This is a genomic window from Actinoplanes sp. CA-051413 (assembly GCF_050955795.1).
Classification (GTDB): Bacteria; Actinomycetota; Actinomycetes; order Mycobacteriales; family Micromonosporaceae; genus Actinoplanes.
The window spans coordinates 3,880,081-3,892,110 of the sequence record NZ_CP192100.1 but is presented as its reverse complement, the minus strand read 5'-3'; the positions used below and the strand labels follow the sequence as shown (position 1 = coordinate 3,892,110).

Here is a 12,030-nt window from a genome sequence, read left to right as displayed (position 1 = left end):
TAGGCCGTCTCGATCAACTCAAAAGCGGCGCCTTCACGAGCGATGGCCGAGGCGCTCCAGGTGCTCGCGCAGGGCGGCGGCGATGTCGGCCGCCGCCTCGACCTGCGCCGGCGTCAGCGCGTCGACGAACAGCTCCCGGACCGCCCGCAGGTGCGGCGCCGTGGCCTCCCGGAAGGCCGTCCAGCCCGCCGGCGCCAGGATGATCTCCGCGCCGCGGCTGTCGGCGGCTGCCTTCTCCCGGCGGATCAGCTGCCGGCGTTCCATCCGGCCGAGGTGGTGCGACAGCCGGCTGCGTTCCCAGCCGACCTGGGCGGCCAGCTCTGACGACCGCATCCGGCCGTGCTCAGCCTCGCTCAGGGCCAGCAGTACGGCGTAGTCGCCCGGGGACAGCCCGGTGTCGCTCTGCAGCCGCCCGGCGAGCACCGTACGCAGCGCCTCGGTGGTTTCGATGAAGTCCCGCCACGCGCGCAGCTCGGCGCGGTCGGGCAGTTGGCGCGTGCGCGGCATAACCGGGGGCCCTTCTGTGTTTGATGTGTCAATCATACTGGCTGACATGTCAATTACTGGAGGACAGCACCATGAGTGAGCTCGTGCTCGGTCTCGACACCTTCGGCGACGTGCCGGTGGACGACTCCGGCGTACCCGTCTCCCACGCCGTCGCGATCCGGCAGGTCATCGACGAGGCCGTGTTGGCCGACCAGCTCGGCGTCGACGTCATCGCGCTCGGCGAGCACCACCGCCCCGAGTACTCGATCTCCACCCCGGAGACCGTGCTGGCCGGGATCGCCGCGCGCACCTCGCGGATCAAGCTGGCCTCGGGCGTCACCGTGCTCAGCTCCGACGACCCGGTCCGGGTGTTCCAGCGCTTCGCCACGGTGGACGCCATCTCGCAGGGCCGGGCCCAGGCCATCCTCGGCCGCGGATCCTTCACCGAGTCGTTCCCGCTGTTCGGCTACGACCTCAGCGACTACGACGTGCTGTTCGAGGAGAAGCTCGAGCTCTTCGTCAAGCTGCTCGACGAGGAGCCGGTGACCTGGAGCGGCACCACCCGGGCGGCGCTGGAGAACGCCGACGTGTTCCCCAGGACCGAGTCCGGCCGCCTCGACACCTGGGTCGGCGTCGGTGGCTCCCCGCAGTCCGTGGTCCGTACCGCGCGGCACGGCCTGCCGCTCATGCTCGCCATCATCGGCGGCAACCCGGCCCGCTTCGCGCCCTACCTCGACCTGTACCGCCGGGCCACCGAGCAGCTGGGCACGGTCGCGCACCCGGTCGGGATGCACTCCCCCGGGTTCGTGGCGGACACCGACGAGCAGGCCAAGGAGCTGTTCTACCCGGCGTACAAGGTCATCCGGGACCGGATCGGCGCCCTGCGCGGCTGGCCGCCGCTGCGCCGCGCGGAGTTCGACGACGAGGTCGCGCACGGCTCGCTGTACATCGGCTCGCCGGAGACGGTGGCCCGCAAGATCGCCGGCGCGGTCCGGACGCTCGGCGTGGGCCGCTTCGACCTGATCTACACCGCGGGCGCCCAGCCGATCAGCGCCCGTACGCGCGCCGTCGAGCTGTTCGGCGCGAAGGTGGCGCCCCTGGTCCGCGAGATTCTGGAGGGTTGAGCCGTGACCACCATCGGCATTCTCGGCGCCGGCAAGGTCGGCACCGTGCTGGCCCGGCTGGCCCTGGCCGCCGGCTACCGGGTGCTCATCGCCGGTTCCGGCGACCCGGCCCGGATCGCGCTGATCGTCGAGGTCATCACGCCCGGCGCGATCGCCGTGACCGCGGCCGAGGCGGCCGCCGGAGCCGACATCGTCGTGCTGGCGCTGCCGCTCGGCAAGCACCGCGGGGTGCCCGTGGACGCCCTGCGCGGCAAGCTGGTCGTCGACGCGATGAACTACTGGTGGGAGGTCGACGGGATCCGCGACGACCTCACGGACCCGCGTACCTCCTCCAGTGAGATCGTGCGGGACTTCCTGCCGGGCTCGCGGCTCGTAAAGGCCTTCAACCACATGGGCTACCACGATCTGGAGAGCGGGGCCCGGCCGGCGGGCGCGGCCGGGCGCAAGGCCATCGCGATCGCCGGGGACGACCCGGCCGACGTCGCCGCGGTCGCGGCCCTGGTCGACGACCTCGGCTTCGACCCGGTCGTGGCCGGGCCGCTGGCCGAAGGGGTACGGATGGAGCCCGGCTCGGAGCTGTTCGGGGCGAACACCGACGCCACCGAGGTACGGGCGATGCTCGACCGCTTCCCCGCCTCGGACCGGGGTCGTCTCGTCGCCGCGGCCCGGACCGCCGGCATGTGACGGCCCCCACGGTCGGAAAATTGACCTGGCGCACGTTCGGCCGGCGGTCAAGGATGAGGTGGTCACGTCGGCCCGGTCAGCGGTCCAAACGCGACGAGGGGGATGTATGTGAGCTTGCAGCGGCATGAACCGCGGTTCAGCGAGCACGCACCCCTGGTCGGACGGCAGGCCGAGTGCGCAGCCCTCGATCAGTTGATCGCCGCGCTGCGCCGGGGCGAGAGCCGCGTGCTCGTGCTGCACGGTGCCCCCGGCACCGGGAAGTCGGCGCTGATCGACTACGCCGAGCGCGCGGCGACCGGCACGCGCGTGCTGCGCGCGGTCGGCATCGAGTCGGAGATGGAGCTGGCGTTCGCCACCCTCCATCAGGTCTGCGCGCCGTTGCTCGGCCGGCTGAAAGAGCTCCCGGACCTGCAGCGCGCCGCGCTCGAGACCGTCTTCGGCCTGCGGACCGGACCGCCGCCGGAGCGTTTCCTGGTCGGCCTGGCCGTGCTCAGTCTGCTCTCGGACGCGGCCGGGGCGCGGCCGCTGTTCTGTGTGGTGGACGACGCCCAATGGATGGACCGGGCGTCAGGTCAGGTGCTGGGCTTCGTCGCCCGGCGGCTGCTGGCCGAGTCCGTCGCCCTGGTCTTCGGTGCCCGGGAACGCGGCCCGGAGCTGCGCGGCCTGCCCGCCCTGGAGGTGTCCGGGCTGGGTGACGACGCTTCGCACGCCCTGCTGGACTCGGTCACCAACTCCGGGCTCGACCAGCACATCCGCGCCCGGATCGTGGCCGAGACCCGGGGCAACCCGCTGGCCATGCTGGAACTGCCCCGCGGGCTGACCCCGACCCAGCTGGCCGGCGGGCTCGGCCTGCTGAACGCCGACACGTTGCCGGGCCGGATCGAGCAGAGTTTCCTGGCCCGGGTCGAGGCGCTGCCCGCGCCGACCCGGCGGCTGCTGCTGATCGCCGCGGCCGAGCCGGACGGCGACCCGGTGCTGCTGTGGCGGGCCGCCGAACGCCTGGGGGTTTCGCCGGCGACCGCGCTGGCGGGCGGGACGGACGGACTGCTGTCGGTCCGGGAACGCGTGACCTTCCATCACCCGCTGGTTCGCTCAGCCTTGTACAGGGCGGCGGCGGGAGCCGATCGCCGAGCGGCTCACCTGGCGCTGGCCGAGGTCAGCGACGCCCGGACCGACCCGGACCGGCGGGCCTGGCACCTGGCCTCGGCCGCCGCCGGACCGGACGAGGCCGTCGCCGCGGAGCTGGAACGGTCCGCCGGGCGGGCCCAGGCGCGCGGCGGGCTCGCCGCCGCCGCGGCGTTCCTGCAACGATCCGTGGGGCTCACCACCGACACTGCGCGCCGCGCCGAGCGGGCGATCGCCGCCGCCGATGCCACCCTGCGGGCCGGCGACCTCGGCGCCGCCCGCCGATTCGCCGACATCGCCGATCGCGAGGCGCGCACCGAGGTCCAATCGGCACGCACCCACCTCGTCCGGAGCCGGATCGCGTTCGCCGCCGGGCTCGGCGACGAGGCGCCACCGCTGCTGCTGACCGCCGCCCAGCGGCTGGAGCCCTTCGACCTGGAGCTGGCGCGCGAGACCTACCTGGTGGCCTGGGGTGCCGCCGCCCTGATCGCCGCGGACGCGGAGAGCCTGCTGGCGATCTCCCGGGCGATCCGGGCCCTGCCGCCGCCGGCCGGCCCGCCCGGCCCGCTCGACCTGGTGCTCGAAGGCTATGCGCTGCTCGTCACCGACGGCCGGGACGCCGCCGTCCCGGTGCTGCAACGGGCCGCGGCCGGGCTGACCGAGCTGCCCGAGGGCGACGTCCTGAAGTGGGGCTGGGTGGCCAACGGCGTCAGCTCGACCGTCTGGGACCACGAGGCCATGCGGGTGATCTACCGCCGTTCGGTCGAGGTGGTCCGCACCGCCGGCGCCCTCGCCGAGCTGCCGTTCTGCCTGGCCTCGCTGGGGATCGCCACCACCTGGGCCGGGGACTTCGCCGGCGCCGAGGCGATCATCGCCGAGGCGGAGACCGTCGCCGCGGCCACCGGTGTCCCCATCGCGCCGCACGTCCAGCTGCGGCTGGCGGCGTTGCGGGGCTGGGAGCAGGAGGCCACGGCGCTGATCGGGGACACCATCGAGCAGGCCGGGGCGAGCGGGCAGTTGATGGGCGTGACCGTCGCACACTGGGCGGCGGCGGTGCTCCACAACGGTCTCGGCCACTACGAGCAGGCGCTGCCGGCGGCGCGGGCCTGCACCCGGATCGCCGAGCTGTGGGTGTCGGTCTGGGCGTTGCCCGAGCTGATCGAGGCTGCGGTCCGGGTGGGTGACGATGATGCCGCGCGCATCGCGCTCGACGCGCTGACCGACGCGACCCAGTCATCCGGTACGGACTGGGCGCTGGGGATCCTCGCCCGGTCCCGGGCCCTGCTGAGCGACGGGCCGGCCGCCGACGCCCGGTACCGGGAGGCGATCGAGCGGCTGGGCCGCACCAGACTGCGCCCCGAGCACGCACGCGCCCACCTGCTGTACGGCGAATGGCTGGGCGGGCAGGGACAACGCGCCGAGGCGCGGGACGAGCTGCGGGTCGCGTACGAGATGTTCGTCTCGATCGGCATGGAGGCCTTCGCCGAGCGCGCCCACCGGGAGTTGCTGACCTCGGGGGCGAGCGTCCGCCGGCGCACCGTCGAGGCCGCACCCAGCGACGACCTGACCCCGCAGGAACGGCAGATCGCCGTGCTCGTCCGGGACGGCTTCTCCAACCCGGAGGTCGGCGCCCGGCTCTTCCTCAGCCCGCGCACGGTCGAGTGGCACCTCCGCAAGATCTTCACCAAGCTCGCGATCAGCTCCCGGCGCCAGCTCCGGGACGTCCTGCCGCGCGGCGAGCACGAACCGGTCCTCGACGAAGGCGGACGACGATGAATCCACCGCAGCACGGACTGATCGGGCGGCGCGCGGAGTGCGCCCTGCTCGACGAGACGATCACCGCGCTGGGCACGGGCGAGAGCCGGGTGCTCGTGCTGAGCGGCGATCCGGGCGTCGGCAAGTCGGCGCTGCTCGGGTACGCCCGGGCCGCCGCCACCGGGATGCGGGTCCTGCACGCCGCCGGGGTCGAGTCGGAGATGGAGCTGGACTTCGCCACCCTGCATCAGCTGTGCGCGCCCGTGCTCGACCGGCTGCCGCAGCTGCCCGAGCCGCAGCGCGCCGCGCTCGAGACGGTCTTCCGGATGCGCGAGGGCACCCCGCCGGATCACTTCCTGGTCGCGCTGGGCGTGCTCAGCTTGCTGTCGGCCGCCTCGGAGGACGTCCCGCTGGTCTGCGTGGTCGACGACGTCCAGTGGCTGGACCGCGGTTCGGCGCAGGTCCTCGGCTTCGTCGCCCGCCGGCTGCTGGCGGAGTCGATCGGGCTGCTGTTCGGCACCCGCCTGCCCGGCCCGGACCTGCGCGGGTTGCCGGAGCTCGAGGTCGGTGGGCTGCCGGACGCCGACGCCCACGCATTGCTCACCTCCGCCACGCACGCCCGGCTGGACCGGCGCATCCGCGACCGGATCGTCGCGGAGACCAGGGGCAACCCGCTGGCCCTGCTGGAGCTGCCGCGCGGCCTGACCACGACCGAGATGGCGGGCGGTCTCGGTCTGCTGGGCGCCGACACGCTGCCCGGCGAGATCGAGCAGACGTTCCGCCACCGGATCGAGCAGTTGCCCGAGCAGACCCGGCTCCTGCTGCTGATCGCCGCCGCCGAGCCGGTCGGCGACCCGGACGCCGTACGCCTGGCCGCGCACCGGCTCGGCGTCAGCCCGGCGACGGCGGGGGGCGCGGACGGCCTGTTGACCATCGACGAGCGCGTGACCTTCCGCCACCCGCTCGTACGCTCGGCCGCCTACCGGGCCGCACAACCCGAGACCCGCCGGGCGGTGCATCTCGCGCTCGCCGAGGTGACCGACCCGCAGGACGCGCCGGACCGCCGTGCGTGGCACCTCGCGGCAGCGACCGCCGGCCCGGACGAGGACGTCGCCGCCGAGCTCGAGCGGGCCGCCGGTCGCGCTCAGGCCCGCGGTGGCGTGGCCGCGGCCGCCGGGTTCCTGCAGCGGGCCGTGGCGCTGACCGCCGACCCCGGCCGGCGCGCGGAACGCATGCTGGCGGCCGCCGAGGCGACCCTCCGGGCCGGCGAGCTCGATGACGTCCGCAGGCTGGTGGGGGCGGTGACCGCGGGACCGCTCGACGACTTCCAGCGCGGGCGGGTCGGCGTCCTGCGCGGCCAGGTGGCATTCGCCTCCGGTGGCGGCGGCGAGGCGATCACCACGCTCCTGACTGCCGCCGAGCTGCTCGAGGCCTCGCACCCGCAGCTCGCCCGGGAGACGTATCTGACCGCTTGGGGCATCGCCGTCACTGTCGCCGACCAGGAGAGCCTGCTGGCGGTCTCCCGCGCCGTGCGGAACCTCCCGCTGCCGGACAGTCCCGGCCCGCTGGATCTCCTGCTGGACGGCTTCGCCCGGCTCGTCACGGACGGCCGGGCCGCCGCCGCGGCGTCCCTGCAGCAGGCCGCGGCGGCGCTGCTCGACCTTCCCGCGCCCGACGTGCTGCGGTGGGGCTGGGTCGCGACGGGCGCCAGCGCCTCCATCTGGGACGACGAGGGCATGCGCGCGATCTACGCCCGGCAGGTCCAGGTGGTCCGCGAGGCCGGCGCGCTCCGCGAGTTGCCATACCACCTGTCCACGCTCGGGTACGCCCTGTCCTGGGCCGGGGACTTCGCGGGTGCGACCGCCGTCATCGCCGAGAGCGATGTCGTCGCCGCAGCGACCGGGGTCCAGCTGCCTCCGTTTCCCGCGTTGCGGCTGCTGTCGCTGCAGGGCCGGGAGACCGAGGCCACGGAGCTGATCGACGCCACGATCCAGGGCTCGGCCGCCAGCGGGTTCGGCATGGGCGTCACCGCGGCGCAGTGGGCCGCCGCCGTGCTCTACAACGGCCTGGCCCGCTATCCGGAGGCGATGCGCGCCGCCCGGGCCACCCCGCACCTCTCCGAGCCGTGGATCTCCACCTGGCTGCTGCCCGAGCTCGTCGAGGCGGCTTCCCGGGCCGGCGAGCCCGGCCTCGCGCACGACGCCCTGCAGCGGCTCGTCGCGGCGACCGAGCCGTTCAGCACCGACTTCGCCGCGGGGATCGAGGCGCGGACCCGGGCCCTGGTCCTCGACGGCCCTGACGCCGACGAGCAGTACCGCGCGGCGATCGAGCGGCTGGGCCGGACCCGGCTGCGCCCGGAGCTGGCCCGCGCCCACCTGCTCTACGGAGAATGGCTGCGCCGCCGCCGTCAGCGCGTCGACGCCCGCGAGCACCTGCGGACCGCGTACGAGATGTTCGTGGCGATCGGCATGGAAGCGTTCGCCGAGCGGGCCCGCCGGGAGCTGGCCGCCACCGGCGAGACCGCCCGCCGGCGCACGGTCGAGGCTCCGCCGAGCGAGGAGCTGACCGCGCAGGAACGGCAGATCGCGGTGCTGGTCCGCGACGGGCTGTCCAATCCGGAGGTCGGCGCCCGGCTGTTCCTCAGCCCGCGCACGGTCGAGTGGCACCTGCGCAAGATCTTCGCCAAGCTCTCGATCACCTCCCGGCGGCAGCTGCGGGAGGTGCTGCCGCGGGGCGAATTCGAGCCGGTGGCCCACTGACCCGCTCAGCGCAGGAGCTGCTGGCCGCCGTCGACGTCGTAGGTGGCGCCGGTGAGTGCGGTGTTGGTCATCAGGTGCAGGGCGAGCGCCGCCACGTCCTCCGGTCCGACGACCCGTCCGATCGGCAGCGTCGCGCGCAGCTCCGCCCGGCGCGATTCGAGCTGATCGCCGAGCAGGCGGGCCGACAGCGGGGTGTCGACGAAGCCGGGGGCAATGGCGTTGACCCGTACCGGCGCGATCTCCAGGGCGGCGTTGGCCGTGATGGCCGGCAGGGCGGCGGTGCCGATGGCGGCGAGCACGAGGCCGGGGCCGGGGCGGCGGGCGCCCGTACCGCTCAGGAACGTCAGTGATCCGCCGGGGCGGACCCGGGTGGCGCACTCGCGGGCGATCCGCAACGCTCCCACCAGGTGCTCGTCGAGCGAGGCGCGGGCCTGCTCGAAGTCCATCTCGGCGATCGGCGCGTAGGTCGGGCCGCCGCCGGAGACCAGCACGTGGTCGACCGGCGCGGGCAGCTCGGTGAAGAAGCGGTGCAGCGCGGCCGGGTCACCCAGGTCGAGCTGGACCGTCGAGGCGCCGAACTCGTCACGGACGGCGTCGAGCCGTCCCTGGTCACGACCGGTGACGATGACCTTGGCGTCCGCCGCGTGGGCCTGGCGGGCGGTCTCCAGCCCGATGCCGGAGGTGCCGCCGATGACGACGACGGTGCTTCCCGAGAGACTGTGCATGGTGTCCTCCTCAGACGGCCGCGGCCGGTTCGGGCGCGGCACACGTGTGTAGCCGGGGGTTGGGCGCGGCGTGCTGTCCGGTGCTGCGGCGGCTGGGGACGAGCAGGGCCGTGAGCGCGGCGGCGGCCACGGTCAGGCCGGCCATGACGAGCATCGCGGACTGGTAGTTCGCGGCGAGCGGCTGGGCGAGACCGGGCGCGCCACCGGCGCCCAGCAGGGCCGGGACGAGCGCGACCAGCACGACCCCGCCGACCCGGGACGCTGCGTCGTTGATCGCCGACGCCTCACCGAGGTCGCTGTCGTCGACGGCGGCGAGCACCCCGGCGGTGAGCGGGGCGACGGCCAGCCCGATGCCGAGGCCCCAGAGGATCGCGCCGGGCAGGATCGCCTGGGCGTACGAGTCGCCGGGACGGGCCGCCGAGAGCCAGCCGAAGCCGGCGGCCACGATCAGGATGCCGGCCGCCATCGGCCAGCGGGTGCCGACCCGGGCGACGAGCCCGCCGACCAGCGGGGAGACGACCAGGAACACGGCGGACTCGGGGATCAGCGCCGCCCCGGCCGCGGTGGCGCTGTAGCCGAGTTGCAGCTCCAGCTGGAGGATGACCAGGTAGCTGGCGGCGGCCAGCGCGCCGTAGAAGAGCAGGGTGGCCGCGTTGATCGCGCTGAACGGCCGGGACCGGAACAGCTCCGTCCGCAGCATCGGGCGGTGCCGGCGCTGCTCGACCGGGACCAGGGCGATCAGACACGCCAGCCCGAGCAGGCCGGAGGCCAGCACTGGTCCGGTCGTCCACCCCGACTCCGGCGCCGCGGTGAGGGCGTAGATGACACCGCCCAGGCCGATCACGGCGAGCAGGGCACCGACGGCGTCGACCGAGAGCGGCCGCCGCGGGCTCGCGGTCGGCGGGACCCGGCGCAGCACCCAGAGCGCGGCGGCGATGAGCGGCAGGTTGAGCAGGAAGACGTAGCGCCACGAGGTGTGGTCGACGAGCCAGCCGCCGCCGTACGGGCCGAGGGTGGTGCCCAGCGTGGAGATGCCGGCCCAGATGCCGATGCCCCGCGCCCGGTCCGGCCCGCGCAACGTGCCGTTGAGCAGCGCGAGGCTGCTCGGCACGACGAAGGCCCCGCCGACGCCCTGCACCAGCCGGGCCAGGATCAGGGTCAGCGGCGTCGGGGCGACGGCGCAGCAGAGCGAGGCGACCAGCATCACCAGCAGCCCGGTGATCAGGATCCGCCGCGGCCCGAAGTGATCGGCGAGCGCCCCGGCGAGCAGCAGCAACGCCGCGACCGTGATCAGGTAGCCGGTCAAGACCCACTGCAGCTCGCTCACGCTCGCGTTCAGGTCGAGCCCGATCGCCGGCACCGCGACGTTGATCATGTACGCGTCCAGGAAGCCGACCATCGAGGCCAGCACCGTCGCCGCGATGAGCGCCGTGCCGCGCGCCCCGCGCAGGGGGATGAGCCCCGCACCGGGGTCTGCCGCCGTACCCGGATCGGCGCTCACGGCACCGTCACCGCGCCCGCCGGATCGCTCCCGGCCCGGCCCGGGTCGTTCGGATGGGGGCTCAGCGGGGTCACCTCGTCGACCCGCCAGGCCCGCAGCGGCATCGTGACCAGCGTCGCCTCGAGCTCCTCCGGGCCGGCGGCGGCGAACAGCCCGATCGTCCGCCACTCCCCCGGGGCCAGCGGCGGCCGCCACAGGCGCAGCACGCGTCCCTGAGCGGCCAGGACGCGGGTGTTCGCGGCCTCGCGGGAACGCATGTCGGCCACCTCCGCCGGCGTGGTCCCGTCCGGCACCGTTGTGGTCATGGTGACCAGGAACTCCATGTCCGACCTCCTCGGGGTGACATCTCCTGCGGTGTCCACGATCCGGCCACCGGGGCCCGCTTCGCGCCCGTGGCACTCCCTGGTCCCGGGCCGACCAGTGACATACACGGGCGCGACCCCGGCGCCGGGGCGGCGACGCTGAGCGCGTTGGAATTCCGTCCGAGCGGGAGGCGCAAGTCATGGACATGAAACTCGAGGTCGTCGTGGTACCGGTGTCGGACGTGGACCGGGCCAGGGACTTCTACACAGCGCTGGGCTGGCGGCTCGACGCCGACATCGCCACCGGCGAGACCTTCCGGGTGGTGCAGGTGACGCCGCCCGGGTCGCCGGCCTCGGTCATCTTCGGCACCTCGGTCACGGCGCAGGCGCCCGGCACGGCCCAGGGCCTGCACCTGATCGTGGCCGACATCGACGGCGCGCACGACGAGCTGAAGCGTCTGGGCGCCGACCCGAGCGAGGTGTTCCACGACGCCGGCGGCATCTTCCACCACGCCGGCACCGACGCCCGGGTGCCGGGCGCCGATCCGGCCCGCCACAGCTACGGCTCGTTCCTGTCGTTCAGCGACCCTGACGGCAACGGCTGGGTCCTGCAGGAGGTCACCACCCGGCTCCCGGGACGCGTGGACCCGGCCGCCACCACGTTCGCCTCCACCACGGACCTCGCCGGCGCGCTGCGCCGGGCCGCGGCCGCGCACGGCGAGCACGAGGCGCGCATCGGCGCGGCGGACCCCGACTGGCCGGCCTGGTACGCGGACTACATGGTGCGCGAGCAGGCGGGCACCGACCTGCCGGCATGACCGGGCCGGCCGGGTCGCTGAGCGCCGCTGTCGCCCTCGTCACGGGGGCCGGCAGCGGGATCGGCGCTGCCACCGCGTGCCGCCTGGCCCGGGAGGGCGCGGCGATCGCGCTGGTGGCCGGCCGCCGGGACGGCCTGGACCGGGTCGTCGCGGAGGTCGCCGGCGCGGGCGGTCACGCCGTCGCGGTGCCGGCCGACATCACCGATCCGGAGCAGGCCGAGCAGGCGGTGATGGACACCCTGGAACGGTTCGGGCGGCTGGACGTCCTGGTCAACAACGCCGAGGTCATGCTGCTCGACACGGCGCTGCACACCATGCTCGAGCACTGGGACCGGACGATCTCGCTCAACGTCTCGGGGCTGCTGCACGTGACCCACGCCGCCGTGCCGTACCTGATCGACGCCGCGACGACCGCGCCGCGGCAGGTCGCGGACATCGTGAACGTCGGCTCGACCGCCGGGCGCGTCGCCCGGGCCGGCAGCAGCGTCTACAACCTGTCGAAGTTCGGCCTGACCGGGTTCACCGAGTCGCTGCGCCAGGAGCTGCTGACCGAACGGGTACGCGTCAGCGTGGTGCAGCCCGGCACCAGCGAGGCGTTGCGCCCGGAGGACGTGGCGGACGCGATCGGCTACGTCGTCACCCGGGACCGCCGGGTCGCCGTCAACGAGATGGTGGTGCGCGCGGGCGACCAGCTCTGGTAGCCCGCGCGTTGACGTAAGCTCGAACCGGAACGCTCTTCCAGTTGAGTCCT

10 protein-coding genes are annotated in these 12,030 nt (G+C 74.4%); 6 read left to right on the top strand and 4 right to left on the bottom strand.

The genetic code is table 11. From position 1 onward, the window contains the following. Nucleotides 1-33: 33 nt before the first annotated feature. A complete protein-coding gene (locus ACQP2Y_RS18135) occupies nucleotides 34-507 on the bottom strand; it encodes a MarR family winged helix-turn-helix transcriptional regulator (RefSeq protein WP_433729699.1) in 474 nt (157 codons plus the stop codon). Between the two features lie 71 nt (nucleotides 508-578). Between ACQP2Y_RS18135 and ACQP2Y_RS18130 the strand changes: the two genes are divergently transcribed. The 4 genes from ACQP2Y_RS18130 (at nucleotide 579) to ACQP2Y_RS18115 (ending at nucleotide 7,933) form a co-directional block, all read left to right on the top strand. Next, nucleotides 579-1,610, top strand: a complete 1,032-nt coding sequence (locus ACQP2Y_RS18130) for an LLM class flavin-dependent oxidoreductase (protein ID WP_433729697.1) — start codon at nucleotides 579-581, stop codon at nucleotides 1,608-1,610. Between the two features lie 3 nt (nucleotides 1,611-1,613). Further along, a complete protein-coding gene (locus ACQP2Y_RS18125) occupies nucleotides 1,614-2,294 on the top strand; it encodes an NADPH-dependent F420 reductase (protein WP_433729695.1) in 681 nt (226 codons plus the stop codon). 108 nt (nucleotides 2,295-2,402) lie between these two features. Then, on the top strand, nucleotides 2,403-5,195 hold the full coding sequence (locus tag ACQP2Y_RS18120) for an AAA family ATPase (protein WP_433729693.1): 2,793 nt from the start codon (nucleotides 2,403-2,405) through the stop codon (nucleotides 5,193-5,195). After that, nucleotides 5,192-7,933: an ATP-binding protein gene (locus tag ACQP2Y_RS18115; protein ID WP_433729691.1), complete on the top strand. Its 2,742-nt coding sequence runs from the start codon at nucleotides 5,192-5,194 to the stop codon at nucleotides 7,931-7,933. Before ACQP2Y_RS18120 ends, ACQP2Y_RS18115 begins: the two co-directional genes overlap by 4 nt. A gap of 5 nt (nucleotides 7,934-7,938) precedes the next feature. On the opposite strand, the gene ACQP2Y_RS18110 is transcribed toward ACQP2Y_RS18115, so the two are convergent. From ACQP2Y_RS18110 to ACQP2Y_RS18100, 3 genes are read right to left on the bottom strand one after another with little or no spacing between them, the layout of a single operon-like run. Then, nucleotides 7,939-8,658, bottom strand: a complete 720-nt coding sequence (locus ACQP2Y_RS18110; RefSeq protein WP_433729689.1) for an SDR family oxidoreductase — start codon at nucleotides 8,656-8,658, stop codon at nucleotides 7,939-7,941. Between the two features lie 10 nt (nucleotides 8,659-8,668). Next, nucleotides 8,669-10,159: a DHA2 family efflux MFS transporter permease subunit gene (locus tag ACQP2Y_RS18105; protein WP_433729687.1), complete on the bottom strand. Its 1,491-nt coding sequence runs from the start codon at nucleotides 10,157-10,159 to the stop codon at nucleotides 8,669-8,671. Further along, entirely contained in the window at nucleotides 10,156-10,482 is a 327-nt protein-coding gene (locus tag ACQP2Y_RS18100; RefSeq protein WP_433729685.1) for a muconolactone Delta-isomerase family protein, read from the bottom strand. The genes ACQP2Y_RS18105 and ACQP2Y_RS18100 overlap by 4 nt, the downstream gene beginning before the upstream one ends. 179 nt (nucleotides 10,483-10,661) lie before the next feature. On the opposite strand from ACQP2Y_RS18100, the gene ACQP2Y_RS18095 reads away from it, so the two are divergent. Both ACQP2Y_RS18095 and ACQP2Y_RS18090 read left to right on the top strand, forming a co-directional pair. Beyond that, nucleotides 10,662-11,279 (top strand): VOC family protein, encoded by a 618-nt coding sequence (locus ACQP2Y_RS18095; RefSeq protein WP_433729683.1) that lies wholly within the window; start codon nucleotides 10,662-10,664, stop codon nucleotides 11,277-11,279. Continuing rightward, the gene (locus ACQP2Y_RS18090; protein ID WP_433729681.1) at nucleotides 11,276-11,980 is read left to right on the top strand and encodes an SDR family oxidoreductase; all 705 of its coding nucleotides are present in this window, start codon (nucleotides 11,276-11,278) and stop codon (nucleotides 11,978-11,980) included. Before ACQP2Y_RS18095 ends, ACQP2Y_RS18090 begins: the two co-directional genes overlap by 4 nt. Nucleotides 11,981-12,030: the final 50 nt, after the last annotated feature.